This window comes from Roseomonas sp. CAU 1739 (assembly GCF_039839775.1).
Taxonomy (GTDB): domain Bacteria; phylum Pseudomonadota; class Alphaproteobacteria; order Acetobacterales; family Acetobacteraceae; genus Neoroseomonas.
This window is the reverse complement of sequence record NZ_JBDOQQ010000006.1, coordinates 262,151-283,091: the sequence shown is the minus strand read 5'-3', so window position 1 is coordinate 283,091 and position 20,941 is coordinate 262,151. Positions and strand designations below refer to the sequence as shown.

The following is a 20,941-nucleotide window of genomic DNA, read 5'->3' as shown; positions in this document are numbered from 1 at the left end:
CCTCAGGCGAGGAAACCATCCAACAATCCAGCGATTAACCCACCAACCTCAGCGGGGCAGTCAACTTAGTGACCCTCAGGCCCCTCGTCAACACCCCACACCAGCGGCGTGAGGGGGCTTCTATGGCCCTTCGCATACGTGGTCAACCCCCCTTCCGCCAGGAAAGGTACCATTCCGCGAAGCGCGGCACGCCGCGCTCGATCGACGTATGCGGCTCATAGCCGCAGACCGCCCGAATGGCTTCGATATCCGCGAAAGTCTCCAGCACATCGGTGGCCGGCCGTGGGGTATCCACGACCACGGCCCGGCGCCCCAGCGCTTCTTCCAGCACGGCCACGAAGCGCCGCACCTCCTCGCTGCGATGGTTGCCGATGTTCAGAAGGCGCGGTGTGGAACCGGCCGCCGGATGGTCCAGGCACCCCACCACGCCCGCCACGATGTCATCGACGAAGGTGAAATCGCGCTTCAGCCGCCCCCCATCATACAGCGTGATCGGCCGCCCCTGCAGGATCGCCTCCGCGAACATCCACGGCGCCATGTCCGGCCGCCCCCAGGGCCCATAGACCGTGAAGAACCGCAGTCCCGTCTGCGGCAGGCCGAACAGATGGGCATAGGATTCGCTGATCAACTCGCCCGACCGCTTGGTCGCCGCATAAAGCGACACCGGATGGTCCACCCGGTCCGTCTCGGCGAAGGGCAGGTCGCGATTCCCCCCATAGACCGAGGAAGAGGACGCGTAGACCAGATGCTCCAGCCGCTTCAGGCGCCGGGCCAGTTCCAGTACGACCAGATGCCCCATCACATTAGCCTGAACATAGGCATAGGGGTCCACCAGCGAATGCCGCACCCCCGGCTGGGCAGCGAGGTGGATGATGCGCGTCACATCGACCTGGCTCTCGGCCAGCCCCAGCATGGCATCCCTATCGGCGACGTTGGCGCTCACGAACCGAAAGCCCGGCCGCGATTCGAGCCGCGCGAGCCGTGCCCGTTTCAGCCCGACATCGTAATAGGGATTGAGGTCGTCAACGCCGACCACCTGGTCTCCGCGAGACAGCAGCGCCTCGGCAACATGCATCCCGATGAAGCCGGCCGCGCCGGTCAGCAGTACGGTCATGCGCGCACCAGCCGGTCCTCAAGCAATTCCAGCACCGCATGCCCCAGCGCGATATGGGCCTCCTGAATCCGAGCCGTCACATCGCTCGGGACGATCAGCGGATGATCGCACAACGCCCTCGCCGGCCCACCATCGCCCCCCAGCAGGCCAACCGTCACGATTCCCATGCCGCGCGCCGTCTCCAGCGCCCGCCGCACATTGGGCGACCGGCCGCTGGTCGTGATGCCGAACAGCACGTCCCCCGCTCGGCCCAACCCCGACAAAGGTCGGGCGAAGACCTCATCGAACCCATAGTCGTTGCCGCCTGCGGTCAAGGCCGTCGGGTCCAGCGTCAGCGCGATCGCCGGCCAGGATGGCCGCTCAACCCTGGATCGCAGCCGCACCAACCATTCCGTCGCCAGATGCTGCGCATCCGCCGCGCTACCGCCATTGCCGCAGAAGAACAGCTTGCCCCCGCCCCGCATCGATGCCTCGCAGGCATCGACCACGCCGATCACCGCCGTCGTCATCTCCCCGGCCAAGCGATGGCGCAGGGCAGCGCCTTCTTCCATCAGCGAGACGAAGCGGGCGGCTTCCTCCATGTCAACTATCCGCCGTGATGTGGTTCGCGCGGATCACACGGCCCCACTTCTCGATCTCGGCGGCCAGGAAGCGCCCACAAACCTCACGAGAGGATGCCTGAACGTCGCATCCCTGCTCCTCGATCTTGGCCTTCACATCCGGGTCGGTCACCGCGCGCGCCAGCGCCGCCTGCATCTTGGCCAGGATCGGCTCCGGCGTGCCGGCGCGGCCGAGGAAGGCCCACCAGGTCGGTGCCTCGAAATCCCCGTAGCCCTGCTGGGCGAAGGATCGTACGCCGGGCACGTGCCGCGTCTCCCCAGGCGTCGTCACGCCGAGCGGCCGCAGGATGCCGTTGCGGATGTGCTGGCTGATGATCACGACATTCGACATGAACAACGGCACGTTGCCCGCCACCACGTCCTGAACCGCGGGTCCGCCGCCGCGATAGGGCACATGGGTCAACTGGATGCCGGCCTGGCTGGTCAGCAGCGTCGTCGACACATGCGCAAGGCCGCCGGCGCCCGAGGTGGCATAGCCGATCGAATCCGGCGCGCGCTTCGCCGCATCGACCACATCCTGGAAGGTCCGGTACGGCGTGTCCTTGTGCGTCACCAGCGCAAGCGGCCCGGTCGCCACCAGGCTGACCGGCGCGAAGGCCTCCATGGCGCGATAGGGCAGGCGCATCACGGTCTGGTTGGTCGCCTCATTGTCGTAGGCGAGCATCCACGTGTAGCCGTCGGGCTGGGCGCGCGACATCTCGATGCCGCCGATCGAACCCGAGGCGCCGCCGCGGTTTTCGATGACGACCGGCTTGCCGAGCCCCTCCGACAATTTGGCCTGGAACAGCCGGGCAATGGTGTCGACCGACCCGCCCGGTGGAAAGGGAACGATGATCCGGACCGGCCGTTCCGGCCAGGCGCCCTGCGCGCTCGCGACTCGCGGGGCTGTCAGCCCTGCCGCCGCCAGAGCGATCACTGCGCGACGATCCATATGACAGCCTCCCGGAACCATTCTTGCCCCGATCAGGGCCTCATACGGCAGATGACATGCCGGCCTGCCGCACTCAAGCCTGGGTGACCGCGGCTTCGGCGAAGCCCGCGCGGATCGCCTCGGCAAGCGTATCCACCACCGGACCACCGATATCGCCGGTCACCAGCACGATCGAAAAATCCGGCAAGGGCGGCATACCCTCCTCGGGGCCAAGGAAGCGCAACCCTGGCGGCAGCGGCCCCGGCAGGCCGATGGTCACCGCGAGCCCGGCCAGCGTCGGCGCCAGCGTCCCCATCTGCGATGTGCTGGTATAGGCAACGCGCCAGGGGATGCCGGCCTCATCCAGCGCACGCACGGCGGCGCTGTGCCAAACGCAGCCAGGTTGCGCCGTCGCGAGCGGCATCGGCGCGCGCCGATGCGTGGCGTGCCCGGCCGAACCGATCCAGCGCAGCCCGGCCCGCCACAGCGGCTGGCCCATCATCCCCGGCCGCTCATTGCCGCCCGACAGCAGGGTCAGGTCGATCTCGTCCCGCACCAGGCGGTCGACCAACTCGTTCGACGGCGCGCAGGTGACCTCCACCTCGACGGCCGGATGGACCTGCGCGAAGCGCGCGAGGATCCCCGGCAGCCAGCGCAGCGCGTAGTCGTCGGGGGTGCCGAGCCGGACCGTCCCGGCCACCGCCGGGGTGCGAAAGGTGGTGACGATCTCGTCATGCATGGCGAGCAGCCGCCGCGCGCGTTCCAGCAGCCAGATGCCGTGCGGCGTCGTCTCGACCCCACGTGGCCCACGCAGCAGCAAGGGCTGCCCGAGCGTCTCCTCCAACCGGCGGATCTGCATGGACACGGCCGATTGGGTGCGCCCGACGGCGCTCGCCGCCCGGGTGAAGGATCCGCCCTCGGCGATCAGCACGAAGGAGCGGAGCAGGTCGGGATCGATGCCCGGGGGAATGGCCAGCATGGTGGTGCCCTCCGGGGGTATCCATCAGTGATCTTGATGTTAATCGTCAAGCGATTTCATTTTCCTGATGCGTTCCCCGACGCCATCTTCCTGGTCAGGCGCATTCAGGAGGATGGCCACATGACGACCCGCAGCCTTCCCATTTCCCTCACCGACCGGGCAACCGCCCCGCGCAGCACCGCCTGGATCGACTGGCTGCGCCGCGTCGTCCATGCCGTCGAAAGCCGCCATCATCTGGCCGAGATGGACCGCCGCATGCTGTCCGATATCGGCCTCAGCCGGTCCGAGGCCTTGGAAGAAGCCCGCCGCGCACCGTGGAATCTGACGCCGCCGCGGCGCTGACCGCAGCCTGCGGTAACGCAAGACCCGGGCGGCGGGGGTGGTGCAGGATGGCTCGGCTCTGTCCGGATGCCGCTCATGCCACCCCCGATCCGCTCCGACTACTGGGCCGCCTCACCCGATGACCTGCTCGCCAGCCTTGCCACATCCCGCGACGGGCTGACGACGACGGCCGCGCAGCAACGCCTCGACCTGCATGGCCGCAACAGCACGGCTCCGCCCGCCGGGAGGCGACTTGTCCGCCACATCCTGGCACGGCTCACCGAACCGCTCGTCGCCATCCTGCTGATGGCCGCCGTCATCTCCGGGGTGACCGGGGATTGGGCGAGCTGCGCCATCATCCTCGGCATCGTCACGGCCTCCGTCGCGCTGGACGTGACCCAGGCGCAGCGTGCCGAGGCGACGGCCGAGGCGCTGCGGCAATCCGTCGCCCTGCGCGCACGCGCGCTGCGGGACGGCCAGCCCGCCGAGATCCTCGCGGAGGAGGTGGTCCCCGGCGACATCATCGACCTCGAGGCCGGCGACCTGGTGCCGGCCGATGGCATCGTGCTCGATGCCCATGCCGCGCAGGTGAATGAGGCATTGCTGACCGGCGAGCCCTATCCGGTCGAGAAACGCCCCGGCCCGGACGCGGTGGAGAATCCCGCCGACGCGGCCTCGGCGATCTTCGGCGGCACGGCGATGGTGTCGGGCAGCGCGCGGATGCTGGTGGTGGCGACGGGGGCGCAGGCGCGCCTCGGCGGCATCGCGGCGTCCTTGCGCGCCGAGCCGCCGCCCTCCGCCTTCCAGCGCGGCCTGCATGATTTCGGCGTGCTGATCCTGCGGCTGACCGGGTTCCTGGTGCTGTTCGTGCTGCTGACGCATCTCGTCTCGGGCAAGCCGGCGCTCGAATCCTTCCTGTTCGCCGTCGCCCTCGCCGTGGGGCTGACGCCGGAGTTGCTGCCCATGGTGATGACCGTCACCCTGTCGCGCGGCGCGATGCGCATGGCGACGCGGCGGGTGGTGGTGAAGCGGCTCGCCGCCATTCATGACCTCGGTTCGATGGATGTGCTGTGCACCGACAAGACCGGCACGCTGACCGAGGGACGCATCACCCTGGTCGGCCATCCTGACCTGGACGGGGCGGATGATGCGCAGGTGCGGGACCTGGCGTCGATCAGCGCCGGGCTCGGGACCGGCCTGCCGAGTGCACTGGATGCGGCCATCCTCCTCGCCGGGGCGCCGCCAGCGGAGTGGCGGCATGTCGGCGACGTGCCCTTCACCTTCGATCGCCGGCGCAGTTCCGTGCTCGCCGGCCAGGATGGGCGGCGCCTGCTGGTGGTGAAGGGCGCGGCGGAGGAGGTGCTGGCGCGCTGCACCGCCGCCGGCACGCCGGGGGGTGCCGTGGTGCCGCTCGATGCCGGGCTGCGCGCGCGCGCCACGGCGCTCGAGGAAGCCAAGGCCGCCGACGGGCTGCGCTGCATCGCCATCGCCTGGCGCGACATGCCGGCCGATTCCGAAGCCGCGACGATCGAGGATGAGCGCGACCTCACCTTCGCCGGCTTCTGCATTTTCGTGGACCCGCCCAAGAAGGGCGCGGCGGAGGCGATCGCGCGTCTCGGGCGGCTCGGCGTGCGGGTGAAGATCGTCTCGGGTGACGGGCCGGCGGTGGTGCGGCACCTGGTGGCGAGCCTTGGCCTCAAGACGCGTGGGATGCTGACCGGGACGGAGATCACGCATCTGTCGGATACGGCGCTGGCGGCGCGGGCGCAGCACACGGACCTGTTCGCCCGCGTCTCGCCGGACCAGAAGACGCGCATCATCCGGGCGCTCAAGGCGCGCGGGCATCGCGTCGGCTTCCTCGGCGACGGCATCAACGACGCGCCGGCGATCCATGCCGCCGATGCCGGACTGTCGGTGGATGGTGCGACGGATGTGGCGCGCGCGGCCGCCGACATGATCCTGCTCGATCACGATCTCGGCGTGCTGGCGGATGGCGTGGAGGAAGGCCGCCGGACGCATGCGAACATCATGAAGTATGTGCGCATGGGGACGTCGTCGAATTTCGGCAACATGCTGTCGATGGCCGCCGCCTCGCTGGTGATCCCGTTCCTGCCACTGACGCCGATCCAGGTACTGCTGAACAACCTGCTCTACGATCTCAGCGAGACCGGCATCCCCTTCGATTCCGTCGATGCCTCGGACATGGCACGACCGCATGGCTGGGACATGCATGAGGTGCTGCGCTTCACCATGGTGCTGGGGCCGCTGTCATCGCTGTTCGACATCGCGACCTTCGCGGTGCTGCTCTGGGGCTTCGGCGCCGGGCCAGACGAGTTCCGCACCGCCTGGTTCGTCGAATCCATGGCGACGCAGATCCTGGTGATCTTCCTGATCCGCAGCGCTGCGCCAGCCTGGCGGTCGCGGCCGCATCCGGCACTGATGGCGACCTCGCTCGGTGCACTGGCGGTGGCGCTGCTGCTGGCGCTGACGCCGATCGGTTCGGCCTTTGGCTTCGCACCGCTGCCGCCATCGTTGATGGCAACGATGGCGGGGCTGGTGCTGCTTTACCTGGTTTCGGCCGAGGCGCTGAAGCGCTTCGCCATGGCGCCCGCCCGCCGGCGGCGCCATGGGATCAGGGCATCGTGACGGGCTGGCGTTCCAGTTCGGCAACACGCGACCGCAGGGCGGCAAGTTCCGTTCGCATGGCGGCGAGCTGCTCGCCGACGGGATCGTCCTCGGGGTCGGTCAGCCCGTAGCCCACCATCGGGTCGCCGCAGGGCGAGCCCGCCGGCGGCCGCGCCGGAATGCCCACCACGGTGCAACGCGCAGGGACATCCTTCGTCACCACGGCATTGGCGCCGACCCGGGCACCATCGCCGACCAGGATTGGGCCGAGCACCTGCGCCCCCGCCCCGATCGCGACGTTGTTGCCGATGGTCGGGTGCCGCTTGCCCGGGCTGCCCGACAGCCCACCCAGCGTGACGCCGTGATAGATCAGCACGTCGTCGCCGATCTCGGCCGTCTCCCCGATCACCACGCCCATGCCGTGGTCGATGAACAGCCGCCGGCCGATCTGCGCGCCGGGATGGATCTCGATGCCGGTCAGGAAGCGGCCGATATGGGAGACGAAGCGCGCGAGGCCGTGCAGCCGCATCCGCCACAGCGCATGCGCCATGCGGTGCCAGACCACGGCATGCAGCCCGGCATAGCAGAGGATCGCCTCCGGCCAGGAAGGCCGGGCCGGGTCGCGGCTGCGGATGGCGCGGGCGAGTTCGATCACTTCCATGGATGCCCCCAGGGAGGAATGCGTCAGGCGAGCCAGGGCGGCACGGGCAGGCCCTTGCCGCGCAGGAATTCCGGATTGAACAGCTTGGACTGGTAGCGCGCGCCGCCATCGCAGAGCAGCGTCACGATGCGGTGACCCGGCCCCATCGCCTTCGCCACCTTGATCGCCGCGGCCACGTTGATGCCGGCGGAACCGCCGACCGACAGCCCTTCATGGATCTGCAGGTCGAAGACCTGTTCCAGGGCCTCGTCATCCGTCACCTGCACGGCGTCATCGATCAGCGCGCGGTCGGGTTCGAGGTTGCCCGGCACGCGGGCGGCCTGGCCGATGCCCTCGGTGATGGAATTGCCCTCGGCCTTTAGCGTACCGGTCTTCACCCAGGAATACAGGGCGCTGCCCATCGGGTCGGCGAGGACGATGCGCACGCCCTGTTTGCGCGCCTTCAGCGCCCGCGCGACGCCGGCGAGCGACCCGCCGGTGCCGCAGGAACAGGTGAAGGCATCCACGCGCCCATCGGTCTGGGTCCAGATCTCGGGGCCGGTCGTCGCCTCATGCGCCGCGCGGTTGGCGGTGTTGTCGAACTGGTTGGCATGGACGGCACCCATCTCCTCCGCCAGCCGGCGGCTGTAGTGGACGTAGTTGCCGGGATCCGAATAGGGCTTGGCCGGGATTAGGCGAAGGTCGGCGCCGATCATGCGCAGAAAGTCGATCTTCTCCTTGCTCTGGGTTTCCGGCACCACGATCACGGCGCGATAGCCGCGCGCATTTGCCACCAGGGTGATGCCGATGCCGGTATTGCCCGCCGTGCCTTCCACGATGGTGCCAGGCTGGCCGGGCGTCAGCAGGCCGCGCTTTTCGGCATCGAGGATGATGCCCAGCCCGGCGCGATCCTTCACCGAGCCGCCCGGATTCATGAACTCGGCCTTGCCGAGGATCTCGCAGCCGGTCGCCTCGCTGGCCCGGCGCAGGCGGATCAGCGGCGTATTGCCGACCGCGCCCTCGAAGCCGTCCACGATGCCGGGGGCGGGGGGCGGGACTGCATCCATGGCGCGACGTTCCTTGCATTCTATGACGTGATGGTCGGGTGCCGAAGCCGGTCGGGCAAGGGGCAGGAAACCGTTTCTCCTGAATGACTTGTTGGCAGAAATCCTTGGCCCGCACGATGCTTTCGGGACCAAACTCTCCACAGTCCTTGACCTTTGGGCGCGCGACACGAGAACATAGAGCGAACATCAGCGGCCCCTTCCCCGGCCATGTCAGCCCCCCCGACCCTCGCCCCGTTCGACCGTCCCGCCCTGATCTCCGCGCTGCGCGCCCGCATCGCGCGGATGGAACGCGCCGGCGCGGCCGGAGCCCTGGCGGCGCGCGGGGAGGATATCGTCGCCCTCGCCCCGGCGATCGATGCCGCGCTGCCCTGGGGCGGCCTGCCGCGCGCCGCACTGCATGAGATCCTGGCCGCCGAGCCCGGTGCCGCCGCCGGTTTCGCCGCCATGCTGCTGGCCCGCGCCGGGGGCACCGTGCTGTGGATCGCCCCGGAACCCGATGCCTGGCCGCCGGGGCTCGCCCGGTTCGGCCTGTCCCCCGCCCAACTCGTACTGGTGCGCGCGCCGCGCGGGCAGGATGCGCTTTGGGCCATGGAGGAAACGCTGCGCTGCCCGGCCGTCGGCGCCGCGCTGTTGGTTGCGGGTGAACTCGACCTGACCGCCGCGCGGCGGTTGCAACTCGCCGCCGAGGCCGGGGGCGTGCTGGGCCTGCTGCTGCGTTCGGACGAGGACGGCGCCGCCCCGACCGCTGCCCTGACCCGCTGGCGGATCGGCGCCGCGCCCACCGACAGTCGGAGCTCTCATGACATCGGCGACCCGACCTGGAGCCTGGATCTGCTGCGCTGCCGGGGTGGGCGGGGCGGCGCCTGGCGTGCCGCCTGGCATGGCGACCAGTTGGTGACCGAGGACACGGCAGCGCGGGGCGCCCCGACGCGGAGGCGGGCATGAGGCAGCGCTTTTGCCGCTCACCCCGCCTGGCGCTGCCTTCTCTCCTGGATCCGGAATCCGCAGGGTCGGGGAAGGCCGTGGCTGCCACGACACTCGGCCAGGGGGCGGCACCTCCCGGCCGCCGTTTCCTCGCCCTCATCCTCCCGCGCTTTCGTGTCGAGCGCCTACGCGGCCGCGGTCCGGCAGCCATCTGGGGCCAGCGCGGATCACGACGACTGATCCTTGCCGTCAGCGCCGAGGCCGAGGCTGCCGGATTGCAGCCGGATCAGGCTCTGGCAGATGCCCAGGCAATCCTGCCCGACCTGATCCCGACGCAGGAAGATCCGGCCGGCGATGCGGCAGCACTGGGGAGGCTCGCGCTCTGGGCCCTGCGCTTCACACCGCTGGTCGGGCATGCGGACGATGACGCACTGCTGTTGGACATCACCGGCGCGGCACATCTGTTCGGCGGCGAGGCCGCCTTGAGGCAGGCCGTACTGGATCAGTTGGAACGGCTGGGCTTTTCAGCCATCGGCGCCACGGCCGGCAGTGCCGGCGCAGCGTTGGCGCTGGTCCGTGCCGGCTGGAGTGGCCTGGTGCCGTCCGGCAAGGAAGCGCAGACGGTCGCGCAATTGTCCCTGGCTGCACTGGATCTGGAAGCGCCGCTGATCAGCGCCTTGCAGAGCGTCGGATTGCGGGATGTCGGCAGCGTCGCGGCGCAGCCTCGGCCAGCGCTGGTGCGGCGGTATGGCGCCGGGCTGGCGCTGGCGCTCGATCAGGCATTGGGGCGCGTTGCGCGTCCGATCACGCCCATCCGCCCTCCACCAGCGATGGCCGTAGCGCAGGATTTCGCGGATCCAGTGGTAACGCGGGAAGGGATCGAGGCGGCTCTCGATGAACTGCTGGCGGATCTTTGCCGGGCGCTGCGGGAAGCCGGTCGCGGAGCGCGGCGGATGCAGCTGCGGGCGCATCGCATGGATGGCGATGTGCAGGAGATAGCGATTGGCACTGGCCTGGCCTCGCGGGACCCGAAGCATCTCGCCCGACTGTTCCATGGGAAGCTCGAGCGCCTGCAACCGGATTGCGGCTTCGACCGGATCACGCTGGAGGCACCGACGACGGACCCGCTGTCGGGAGAGCAAGGCGGGCTGGGCACGACAGGGCGCGTGGAACGGCGCGCGGAGTTGGCGCAACTGCTCGACCGGCTGTCGCAACGCCTGTCGGTCTGGCGCTTGGCACCACGAGCCAGCCAGTGGCCGGAAAGAGCCATGGCGCGCGTAAACGCGTTCGAGACGATTGAGGTACCGCAAGGCTGGACGCCACGACCACGGCCGGTGCGGCTGCTGCGGCGGCCGCCTATCTTGCAGGTGATGGCGCAGGTGCCGGATGGCCCGCCTTTCCGCCTTCGGCTCGGCCGCACCTGGCATCGCGTGCTGCGCGCCGAGGAGGCCGAGCCGATCGAACCGGAGTGGTGGCGAGACCGGCCGGATCGCCTGCCGCGCGATTATTACCCGGTGGAGTTGGACTCGGGTGCGCGGCTCTGGGTCTGCCGTGCCGGGCCGATGGGACCTGAAGCGCGCTGGGTGCTGCACGGGTATCTGCCATGACCATCTTCGCGGAACTGGGTGCGCTGACGAATTTCACCTTTCTGGAAGGAGCCTCGCATCCAAACGAACTGGTCGCGACCGCGAAGGCGCTCGGACATGCGGCGATCGGTGTGGCGGACCGCAATTCCTTCGCCGGGGTGGTACGGGCGCATGTCGCAGCCAAGGAGCACGAATTACGCTTCGTGCCTGGCGTGCGGCTCTGCCTGACGGATGGCTGCGAATACCTGGCCTGGCCGACCGACCGCAGTGCCTGGGGTCGGCTGACGCGACTACTCTCCGAAGGGCGCATGGCTGCCCCAAAGGGCGAATGCCGCATCGACCGCGAGGCGCTGATCGCGCACGCGCAAGGCAGCGTCATGGCGAGGATCGCACCGCAGGACATAGGCATGGATTTCGCCGCCCGGCTGCGGGCCGATGCGGCGGCATTGCAACCGCATCTCGCCCTGCCGCTGTTCTGCGCAGTGCCACGCCAGTATCGCGGCGATGATCGCAAGCGACGAGACAGGCTGGCGCCGCTCGGCATTCCGCTGTTGGCAGCCGGCGGCGTGCGCTTCCATGCGGCGTCACGGCGGCGGCTCGCCGACGTGCTGACGGCAATCCGCCTGCGGACCACGGTCGATGCGATCGGCTTCGCAGCAGAGCCGAATGCCGAAGCACGCCTGAAGCCTCCGGCGGAAATGCTGCGGCTGTTCCAGGGACATGAGGAGGCGGTGACGAGCACGCAACGCGTGATCGATGCCTGCCATTTCAAGCTCGATCAACTCCGCTACGAGTATCCGAAGGAAGTACTCGACGCCGGCCGCACGGCGCAGGAAACCCTGGAAGCGCGCATCGAGGAAGCACTGGCCAGACGTTGGCCGGAAGGTCCTTCGAAGAAGCTGCGCGGCCTGCTCGACGAAGAACTCGCGCTGATCGCAACACTCGAATACGCGTCCTACTTCCTGACGGTGCACGAGATCATCCGCTTTGCGGAGAAAGAGGAGATTCTTTTCCAAGGCCGCGGATCGGCCGCGAATTCGGCGGTCTGCTACGTGCTGGGCATCACTTCGGCGGATGTGGATGCCCATGATCTGCTCTTTGCCCGCTTCCTCTCGACCGCGCGCAACGAGCCGCCCGACATCGATGTGGATTTCGAGCACGAACGCCGCGAGGAAGTGATCCAGCACATCTATGAACGCTATGGTCGCAAGCGTGCCGCGCTCTGCGCCTCCCTCGCCCGCTACCGGCCACGCAGCGCGATCCGGGAGGTCGGCAGGGCGCTTGGCCTGACCGAGGATATCACCGCCGGGCTCGCCAAATCCGTCTGGGCGCCGCACGGGGATCGCGGCATGGCGGACGTCGCAGCCGAGCAAGGGCTTGACCCTACGGGCGATCCGCGGCTCGCCATGGCGCTGGAACTCGCGCAGGAGATCCAGGACTTCCCGCGCCACCTCTCCACCCATGTCGGCGGCTTCGTCATCACCGAGGGTCCGCTTGTCGAACTCGCCGTCGTGTCCAATGCAGCGATGGAAGACCGCACCACCCTCGAATGGGACAAGGATGACGTCGAAGCGCTCGGCATCCTGAAGGTGGATGTGCTCGGCCTTGGCATGCTGACTTGTCTAAGGCGTGGCTTCGACCTGATCGAGCAGCATCACGGCAAGCGCATCGCGCTGCGTGACCTGAAGCCGACCGATCCGCGCGTCTACGACATGCTGTGCAAGGCCGATGCGATCGGTGTCTTCCAGGTGGAAAGCCGGGCGCAGATGAACATGCTGCCGCGTCTGAAACCTCGGAAGTTCTATGATCTGGTGGTCGAGGTGGCGATCGTTCGGCCAGGGCCGATCCAGGGCGACATGGTGCATCCCTATCTGCGGCGGCGGGATGGGCTGGAGCCCGTGGAAATCCCATCACCGGCACCGGAGCATGGCGCCCATGATGAGCTCCACAGCGTGCTCAAAGCCACCTTCGGCGTGCCGCTGTTCCAGGAACAGGCGATGCGTATCGCCATCGTCGCGGCCGGCTTCGCGCCCGACGAAGCCGATGCGCTGCGACGATCCATGGCGACCTTCCGCAATGAAGGAAAAGTGGCGGCGTTCCAGGACAAGTTCATCGCCGGCATGCAGCGCCGCGGATATCCGCGAGATTTCGCCGAGCGCTGCTTCCAGCAGATCGAAGGCTTCGGCAGCTACGGCTTCCCCGAAAGCCACGCCATGTCCTTCGCCCTGCTCGTCTACGCCAGCGCCTGGGTGAAATGCTACCACCCCGCGATCTTCACCTGCGCCCTGCTGAACAGCCAACCCATGGGCTTCTATGCCCCGGCGCAACTCGTGCGGGACGCCCGGAACCATGGCGTGCAGGTCAGGCCAGTCGACGCCAACCACAGCGACTGGGACTGCACGTTGGAAGCCGCGCCGGACAGCGCGGAAGGGCTGGCGCTGCGGCTCGGCCTGCGCATGGTCGCGGGGCTGTCGCGGGATGCAGCGACAGACATCGCCGAGGATCGCGCGGCGGCCGGCCCCTTCGCCTCGATCGCTGATCTGGCGCGCCGCGTATCGCTTGACCGCGCCGCACTCGAAGCCTTGGCCCAGGCCGACGCTTTCCGCGGTCTCGGCCGCGATCGCCGCGGCGCGTTGTGGGATGCGGCGGCACTGTCGACCCCTGCCCCGCCGCTCGCCGCGCATGAGGGCATCGAGGCCGCACCGCGCCTGCCCCGCGCGACCGCCGGCGAGCAGACGGTGCTCGACTACGCCGGAACGGGGCTGACGCTGCGCGCGCATCCGATGAAGCTGCTGCGGCCACAACTGGATGCGATGGGCCTCGCGGATACGCGCGCGCTGGCCAAGGCGACGCAAGGGCGAAGGCTACGCCTGCCCGGCCTGGTGCTGGTGCGCCAGCGCCCCGGCAGCGCCAAGGGCGTCGTGTTCTTCACCATCGAGGACGAGCACGGCATCGCCAACCTGATCCTGTATCCCGACATCGCGGAACGTTTCCGCGCCACGGTCGTCGCCGCAAAGCTGATCCTCGCGGAGGGAACGGTGGAGCGGCTCGATATCCCCGAGGCCCCGATCATCCACCTGCTGGTCCGCAGCGTCAGCGACCGGACGGACCTCCTGACAACCTTGCATCACCTGGACGATGGGCGCTGGGAAAGTGCCATGGCGCGGGCGGACGAGGTGCGGCACCCGGATTACCGCCGCGACACACCGCCGAAGGTCCGGCTGCCACCAAGCCGGGACTTTCACTGAGCAGGGCGTTATTGCGAATCATTCTCATTTGCTGTAATCCTGCCGAACGCAGCGAGAGGATTCTGCATGGCGATCAGCGGACTCCCGGACTGGCCCTGGGCCGGCACGGTGGCGGACGACCTGCCGTCACAGGAAAAGCTGTTGCTGGACGCGATCCGCGCCTGGCATGGCGCGGCGCGTGCCGGCCGTCCTCCACTGCCGGCCGCCGCAATGATCCTTGCGACCGAGGACGCCGGAGCGGCGGCGCCGCCTCTCGATGCGCTGCTGCGTGCAGCACCTATCGCGGCAGGCTGCGCCTTCTGCCAACAGGTCGCACCGCAGGAAGCGGCACTGCTGCTCGCCTGTGCCCTGGCACAGCGTGGTGCACGCAGCGAGGCGCTCGCCGCCCTGCTCCGGCTGCTGCCGCTGCAGGCCGCCTATGCGGCCATGCCGGCGGCGATCCATCTCGGCTGCGCCTTCCGACGCGCCGGTCTGCTGCTGCGCCACCCGATCAGGGAGGCGATGCGTCCTCGTCCGGCGGCGCGAGGGTGACGATCTCCGTCCCTTCCTCGACGCTGTCGCCCGCCGCGCAGCCGATATGGGCGACGATGCCGTCGGCTGGTGCGGCGATGCGCAGTTCGGTCTTCATCGCCTCGAGAATCGCGACGACCTGACCGCGCGCGACGCGGTCGCCGGCCTGCACCAGCACCTGCACGACGCGACCCGGTATCGGCGCCGAGAGCCGGCCCTCCGCGGCTGCCTCGCCACCTCGGGGGGCGTAGGGGTCGATCAGGTGGAGGCGGAACGCCTCGCCGCCGAAGGTCAGGTCGACAACATCGTCATCGAGCGTGAAAGGCACCGGATGCCACACGCCATCGACACAGGCGCGCGCCCCGAGCGACAGGTCGGCCTCGATGCTGATCGGTGGGCCGTCATCGATGATCGCCGCCGCATTGCCACGGTGATCACGCATCAGGATGCGCCGCTGGTGCACCGCGTCGCGCAGCAGCAGGACGTCCTCAGCCGCGCCGAACAGGCGGAAGCCGCGGCACTGGCTCCAAGGCGATGCGCCCGCCAGGTCCAGCCGCAAACGCGCGAGGTAGACCGCGGCAAAACCGGCGAGCACCGCGGCCGGCGCCTCCCGCGGTGGCGGCATGAGCTCCGCCGCATGCCGCGCTATGAATCCCGTATCCAGTTCCGCAGCCCGCATCGCCGGATGCGCGACCAGCCGGCGCAGGAAGGCGAGATTGGTCGTCAGCCCCCCAACTTGGGTATCCGCCAGCGCAACGGACAATCCTTCAAGCGCGGCTGCGCGATCACCGCCGGTCGCGATCACCTTGGCGATCATCGGGTCGTAATGCGGCGTGATCGCATCACCGGCACGCACGCCGGTGTCGATCCGGATCTGCGTCGTCTGCGATGGGCCGAAGAAGCGCTTCAACGTGCCGATAGAGGGGCGGAACTCCTGGTCCGGATCCTCGGCATAGAGCCGCACCTCGACCGCATGGCCGCTGGCCTCGGGCGGCCAATGCTCCGGCAAGGGTTCGCCTGCGGCGACACGCAACTGCCATTCCACCAGGTCCAAGCCGGTAATCATCTCGGTGACGGGATGTTCGACCTGCAGGCGCGTGTTCATCTCCATGAAGAAGGCGTCATCGCCCTCGACGATGAACTCGACGGTGCCGGCATTGACGTAGCCGACGGCGCGCGCGGCCGCGACCGCCGCATCGTGCAGCCGACCGCGCAGCGCATCCGACAAGGCCGGCGCCGGGGCTTCCTCCAGCACCTTCTGATGGCGGCGCTGCACGGAGCAGTCGCGCGTGTGCAGATGCACCGTCCGGCCCCGGGCATCGGCGAAGACCTGCACCTCCACATGGCGCGGCTTCTGCAGATAGCGTTCGAGCAGCACACGGTCATCGCCGAAGGCAGCCGTGGCTTCGCGACGTGCGCCCGCCAATTCGCCCGGGAAATCCGCGGCCGTGAAAACAGGACGCATGCCCTTGCCGCCGCCGCCCGCACTCGCCTTGATCAGCACGGGAAAGCCGATGCGCGCGGCTTCGGCGGCCAGATGGTCCGCGGACTGGTCCTCACCATGGTATCCGGGCACGACCGGCACGCCGGCCGCGACCATCAGCGCCTTCGATTCCGCCTTGCTGCCCATGGCGCGGATCGCGGCGCCGGGCGGGCCGACGAAGGCGATGCCCGCTGCCGCGCAGGCCTCGGCGAAGTCGGCATTTTCCGACAGGAAGCCGTAGCCGGGATGGATCGCCTCTGCACCCGACGCATGCGCGACCGCGATGATGCGGTCGGCACGCAGATAGGAGTCGCGCGCCGCCGCGGGGCCGATAGGATGCGCCTCATCAGCGAGCGCGACATGCAAGGCATGTGCATCCGCCTCGCTGAAGACGGCGATGCAGCGAATGCCCATGCGCTGCGCGGTGCGGATGATGCGGCAGGCAATCTCGCCGCGATTGGCGATGAGCAGGCTGCGGAACATCACATGCGGAACACGCCGAAGCGTGTCTCCTCGATCGGTGCGTTCAGCGACGCGGCCATGGCGAGACCCAGCACGTCACGCGTATCGGCCGGGTCGATGATGCCGTCATCCCATAGTCGCGCCGTGGCGTAGTACGGATCACCTTCGCGTTCGTACTTGTCGCGGATAGGGGATTTGAAGGCGTCCTCCGCCTCGTTGCTCCAGCTTTCGCCGCGCGCCTCGATATTGTCGCGGCGCAGGGTGGCAAGCACGCTCGCCGCCTGTTCCCCGCCCATCACCGAGATGCGCGAATTGGGCCAGGTGAACAGGAAGCGCGGCGAATACGCGCGTCCGCACATACCGTAATTGCCGGCGCCGAAGGACCCGCCGGTGATCACGGTGAACTTCGGCACATTGGCGCAGGCGACGGCAGTGACGAGCTTCGCGCCATCCTTGGCAATGCCGCCGGCTTCGTATTTCCGCCCGACCATGAAGCCGGCGATGTTCTGCAGGAACAGCAGCGGAATGCCGCGCTGGCAGCAGAGCTCGACGAAATGCGCGCCTTTCTGCGCGGATTCCGAAAACAGGATGCCGTTATTCGCGAGGATCCCGACCGGCATGCCCCAGATGCGCGCGAAGCCGCAGACCAGGGTGGTGCCGTAGCGGTGCTTGAACTCGTCGAGTTCGGACCCGTCGACGATGCGGGCGATGATCTCACGCGCGTCGACTGGCGTGCGCAGGTCACGCGGGACAATGCCATGCAGTTCCGACGGATCGTAGCGGGGCGGCGCCGGTGTCCGGATATCGAGTGCCGTGCGCGATGCGGCGCCGAGATTGCCTACGATGCGCCGCACCATGCCGAGCGCATGCATGTCATCCGCAGCGAAATGGTCCGCCACACCCGAAAGGCGTGTATGCACATCCGCGCCGCCGAGATCCTCGGCGCTGACGATCTCCCCCGTCGCCGCCTTCACCAATGGCGGGCCGGCGAGGAAGATCGTGCCCTGCTCGCGGACGATCACCGCCTCGTCACACATCGCGGGGACATAGGCACCGCCCGCGGTGCAGGACCCCATGACCGAGGCGATCTGCGGAATCCCCGCCGCCGACAGCCGCGCCTGGTTGAAGAAGATGCGGCCGAAATGGTCGCGATCGGGGAAGATCTCGTCCTGGTTCGGCAGGTTCGCGCCGCCGGAATCGACCAGGTAGATGCAGGGCAGCCGGTTCTGCGCCGCGATCTCCTGCGCGCGCAGATGCTTCTTGACCGTGATGGGGTAGTAGGTGCCGCCCTTCACCGTCGCGTCATTGGCGACGATGACGCATTCGCGCCCGGAGACGCGGCCGATGCCGGTGATCATCCCCGCCCCCGGCACTTCGCCGCCATACATGCCGTGTGCGGCGAGCGGCGAGAGTTCGAGGAAGGGTGCGCCACGATCGAGCAGACGCTCCACGCGTTCGCGCGGCAGCAGCTTGCCACGGGCGATATGCTTTTCGCGCGATGCCGTTGGGCCACCCGCGGCTGCTTCGGCCGCGCGCGCCCCGAGCGTATCCAGCAGGGCGCGCATCGTCGCCGCATTCGCGCGAAAGGCCTCCGCGCGGGTGTCGATTGCGGAAGTCAGGACGTGGCTCACGCCGTCTCCTTGAACAGTTCGCGGCCGATCAGCATGCGGCGGATCTCGCTGGTGCCGGCGCCGATCTCATACAGCTTGGCATCGCGCAGCAGCCGGCCCGTCGCATTGTCGTTGATGTAGCCATTGCCGCCGAGGATCTGGATGGCGTCGAGCGACGCCTTGGTCGCGGCTTCCGCCGCGAACAGGATCGCCCCCGCGGCATCCTTGCGCGACGTCCTGCCCTGGTCGCAGGCGCGCGCCACGGCGTAGACATAGGCGCGACAGGCACTGAGTTGCGTGTACATGTCGGCGAGCTTCGCCTGGATCAGCTGGAACTCGCCGATCGCCTGGCCGAACTGCTTGCGTTCATGGACATAGGGCACGACCAGGTCGAGGCAGGCCTGCATGATGCCGAGCGGCCCCGCTGCCAGCACCGATCGTTCATAGTCGAGCCCCGACATCAGTACGCGCACGCCACCGCCGACCTGGCCGAGCACATTCTCCGCGGGCACCTCGCAGTCCTCGAAGACCAGTTCGCTGGTCGGCGACCCGCGCATGCCGAGCTTGTCGAGCTTCTGCGCCGGGCGGAATCCCTTGAAGCCACGCTCGACGATGAAGGCGGTGATACCTTTCGGGCCAGCGGCGGGATCGGTCTTGGCGTAGACGACCATCGTCTCCGCGTAATGCGCATTGGTAATCCACATCTTGGTGCCGTTCAGCACGTAGCGGTCGCCGCGCTTGTCGGCACGAAGTTTCATGCTGACCACGTCGCTGCCCGCACCAGGTTCGCTCATGGCGAGCGCGCCGAGATGCTCGCCCGAGATCAGCTTGGGCAGATAGCGCAGCTTCTGTTCCTCGGTCCCGTTCCGGCGGATCTGGTTCACGCAGAGATTGGAGTGCGCCCCGTAGGACAGGCCAACCGAGGCGGAGGCGCGGCTGACTTCCTCCATCGCCACGCAATGGGCGACATAGCCCATGTTGGCACCGCCATACTCCTCCTCGACCGTGATGCCGTGCAGGCCGAGCGCACCCATCTCCGGCCAGAGATGGCGCGGGAACTCGTCCGTCCGGTCGATCTCCGCCGCGATTGGCGCGATACGTTCATCGGCGAAGGATCGGACGCTGTCGCGCAGCATGTCCACTTCGTCGCCGAGGTTGAAGTCGAGGGTCGGAATCTGGTTCGTCGGCATCGGTCACCTCGCCATCAAGGATCGCTCCGCTCCGCGCCGCTGCCAAGCGTCTGCCGCAGCGTGCCGCGCATCACCTTGCCGGTGGCGGTCAGCGGCAGGGTCTCGGCAAAGACGACGCGGCGCGGATAGAGATGCGCGGCGAGACGCTCACGCACGAATGCTTGGATCTGGTCGGCCAGGATGCCGGTCGCCTCGACGCCGTCAGCCGGCACGATTACCGCCGTGACCGATTCGGTGCGCAACGCGTCCGGCATGCCGATCACCGCCGCCATCGCCACGGCGGGGTGGCGGAGCAGGCAATCCTCCACCTCGCCCGGTCCGATCCTGTAGCCCGCGGAGGTGATGACGTCATCCGCCCGGCCAATGAAACAGAAACTGCCATCGTCATCCTGCACGCCGGTATCGCCGGTCAGCAGCCAGTCACCTTTGAACTTCGCAGCCGTTGCCTCGGGGTTGTTCCAATAGCCAAGGAACATCACCGGATCGGGTCGTCGGACGGCGATGACACCGGATTCGCCATGCTGCAGCGGCAGGCCCTCGGCGTCGAGGATCGCCACCTCATGCCCCGGAACCGCACGCCCCATGGACCCTGGCCGGACCGGCATCAGCCCCGCGCAATTGGCGATGACCAGGTTGCATTCGGTCTGGCCGTAGAATTCATTGATGGTGAGGCCGAACGCGCTGCGTCCCCAGTCGAGCGTCTCGGCCCCGAGTGTCTCGCCGCCGCTGCCAATGCTGCGCAACCGGTGACCGAAGCGCGTGGGGTCGCTGACCTGGCGCATCATGCGCAAGGCGGTCGGCGGCAGGAAGGCGTTGCGGACCTCATGCTTTGCCAGCAGGTGGAAGGCGTGCTCGGGGTCGAACTTCGCCATCCGATGCGCAAGCACCGGCACGCCATGGTACAGGGAGGGCAGCAGCACATCGAGCAGGCCGCCGACCCAAGCCCAGTCCGCCGGTGTCCAGAACAGGTCACCAGGACGTGGAAACATCTCCTGCGGCATCTCCACTCCGGGCAGATGGCCAAGCAGGACGCGGTGGGCCAGCAACGCGCCCTTCGGGGCGCCCGTCGTGCCGGAGGTGTAGACAATCAGTGCCGGATCATCGGGAGCGGTCTTAGCAGGCAGCAGGTCGTCGCGCGCGCGCTCGGCCTCCTCCCACAAGGAAAGCACGCCGGGACGCGCGCCATCGGCATTCAGGATGACCCGCAGATCGGCCAGTCGGTCGCGGATGCCGGCGAGTTTCGCGAGACCGACATCGTCCGTGATCACCGCGCAGGCGCCGCAATCCCGCAGCCGGAATTCCAGCGCGTCCGGTCCGAAGAGTTGGAACAGCGGAACCGCGATCGCCCCCAGGCGATAGATGGCCAGATGCGCGATCGCCGCCTCCGGCCCCTGGGCCAGCAGCACCGCCACGCGATGGCCCTGCCCGACACCCTGCGCCTTCAGGACGTTGGCGAAGCGTGCGGAGGTGCTGCGCAGCGCGTCGAAGGTAATCCCCTCCTGCACCCCGTCCGGAGCAACATGGATGAGCGCGACGCGCCCGCTGCCATCCGCCCAACGGTCGCAACACACCTCGGCGATGTTGAAACTGTCCGGGATGCGCCACTGGAAGCGGGCGATCAGTTCCTCATAGGTCGGCGCGACAGGCAGCAG

Annotated in this window: 16 protein-coding genes; 6 read left to right on the top strand and 10 right to left on the bottom strand. The window is 68.5% G+C overall.

Translation table 11 applies throughout. The annotated features are described in order from the left end of the window. Positions 1-142 precede the first annotated feature (142 nt). The 4 genes from AAFN86_RS12900 to AAFN86_RS12885 all read right to left on the bottom strand — a co-directional run bounded on the left by AAFN86_RS12900 (position 143) and on the right by AAFN86_RS12885 (position 3,623). Positions 143-1,114, bottom strand: a complete 972-nt coding sequence (locus AAFN86_RS12900; RefSeq protein ID WP_347543735.1) for an NAD-dependent epimerase/dehydratase family protein — start codon at positions 1,112-1,114, stop codon at positions 143-145. Next, entirely contained in the window at positions 1,111-1,695 is a 585-nt protein-coding gene (locus AAFN86_RS12895) for an SIS domain-containing protein (protein WP_347543734.1), read from the bottom strand. The genes AAFN86_RS12900 and AAFN86_RS12895 overlap by 4 nt, the downstream gene beginning before the upstream one ends. 1 nt (position 1,696) lies before the next feature. Further along, on the bottom strand, positions 1,697-2,665 hold the full coding sequence (locus tag AAFN86_RS12890; protein WP_347543733.1) for a tripartite tricarboxylate transporter substrate-binding protein: 969 nt from the start codon (positions 2,663-2,665) through the stop codon (positions 1,697-1,699). Between the two features lie 73 nt (positions 2,666-2,738). Further along, a complete protein-coding gene (locus tag AAFN86_RS12885; RefSeq protein ID WP_347543732.1) occupies positions 2,739-3,623 on the bottom strand; it encodes a LysR substrate-binding domain-containing protein in 885 nt (294 codons plus the stop codon). Between the two features lie 120 nt (positions 3,624-3,743). Between AAFN86_RS12885 and AAFN86_RS12880 the strand changes: the two genes are divergently transcribed. Then, positions 3,744-3,965, top strand: coding sequence for a DUF1127 domain-containing protein (locus AAFN86_RS12880; protein WP_347543731.1), 222 nt, complete (start codon positions 3,744-3,746; stop codon positions 3,963-3,965). A 75-nt stretch (positions 3,966-4,040) separates the two neighbouring features. After that, a complete protein-coding gene (gene mgtA / locus AAFN86_RS12875) occupies positions 4,041-6,590 on the top strand; it encodes a magnesium-translocating P-type ATPase (protein WP_347543730.1) in 2,550 nt (849 codons plus the stop codon). Here the strand turns inward: mgtA and cysE are convergent. Both cysE and AAFN86_RS12865 read right to left on the bottom strand, forming a co-directional pair. Further along, the gene (cysE, locus tag AAFN86_RS12870; RefSeq protein ID WP_347543729.1) at positions 6,577-7,230 is read right to left on the bottom strand and encodes a serine O-acetyltransferase; all 654 of its coding nucleotides are present in this window, start codon (positions 7,228-7,230) and stop codon (positions 6,577-6,579) included. The genes mgtA and cysE overlap by 14 nt on opposite strands. A 23-nt stretch (positions 7,231-7,253) precedes the next feature. After that, positions 7,254-8,276, bottom strand: coding sequence for a cysteine synthase A (locus tag AAFN86_RS12865; RefSeq protein WP_347543728.1), 1,023 nt, complete (start codon positions 8,274-8,276; stop codon positions 7,254-7,256). A gap of 207 nt (positions 8,277-8,483) precedes the next feature. Between AAFN86_RS12865 and AAFN86_RS12860 the strand changes: the two genes are divergently transcribed. The 4 genes from AAFN86_RS12860 to AAFN86_RS12845 all read left to right on the top strand — a co-directional run bounded on the left by AAFN86_RS12860 (position 8,484) and on the right by AAFN86_RS12845 (position 14,565). Next, a complete protein-coding gene (locus AAFN86_RS12860) occupies positions 8,484-9,221 on the top strand; it encodes a hypothetical protein (RefSeq protein WP_347543727.1) in 738 nt (245 codons plus the stop codon). Positions 9,222-9,298: 77 nt separating this feature from the next. Continuing rightward, positions 9,299-10,807, top strand: coding sequence for a DNA polymerase Y family protein (locus AAFN86_RS12855; RefSeq protein WP_347543725.1), 1,509 nt, complete (start codon positions 9,299-9,301; stop codon positions 10,805-10,807). Continuing rightward, positions 10,804-14,034, top strand: a complete 3,231-nt coding sequence (locus AAFN86_RS12850; RefSeq protein WP_347543724.1) for an error-prone DNA polymerase — start codon at positions 10,804-10,806, stop codon at positions 14,032-14,034. The genes AAFN86_RS12855 and AAFN86_RS12850 overlap by 4 nt, the downstream gene beginning before the upstream one ends. 66 nt (positions 14,035-14,100) lie before the next feature. Then, positions 14,101-14,565, top strand: a complete 465-nt coding sequence (locus AAFN86_RS12845) for a hypothetical protein (RefSeq protein WP_347543723.1) — start codon at positions 14,101-14,103, stop codon at positions 14,563-14,565. Here the strand turns inward: AAFN86_RS12845 and AAFN86_RS12840 are convergent. From AAFN86_RS12840 to AAFN86_RS12825, 4 genes are read right to left on the bottom strand one after another with little or no spacing between them, the layout of a single operon-like run. Beyond that, the gene (locus tag AAFN86_RS12840; RefSeq protein WP_347543722.1) at positions 14,525-16,510 is read right to left on the bottom strand and encodes a biotin carboxylase N-terminal domain-containing protein; all 1,986 of its coding nucleotides are present in this window, start codon (positions 16,508-16,510) and stop codon (positions 14,525-14,527) included. The two genes, AAFN86_RS12845 and AAFN86_RS12840, sit on opposite strands and share 41 nt — an antisense overlap. Then, positions 16,510-18,120: a carboxyl transferase domain-containing protein gene (locus AAFN86_RS12835; RefSeq protein ID WP_347543721.1), complete on the bottom strand. Its 1,611-nt coding sequence runs from the start codon at positions 18,118-18,120 to the stop codon at positions 16,510-16,512. The genes AAFN86_RS12840 and AAFN86_RS12835 overlap by 1 nt, the downstream gene beginning before the upstream one ends. Next, entirely contained in the window at positions 18,117-19,289 is a 1,173-nt protein-coding gene (locus AAFN86_RS12830) for an isovaleryl-CoA dehydrogenase (RefSeq protein WP_347543720.1), read from the bottom strand. The genes AAFN86_RS12835 and AAFN86_RS12830 overlap by 4 nt, the downstream gene beginning before the upstream one ends. Before the next feature lie 14 nt (positions 19,290-19,303). Then, complete coding sequence (locus AAFN86_RS12825; protein ID WP_347543745.1) at positions 19,304-20,941, bottom strand: acyl-CoA synthetase; 1,638 nt, start codon at positions 20,939-20,941, stop codon at positions 19,304-19,306.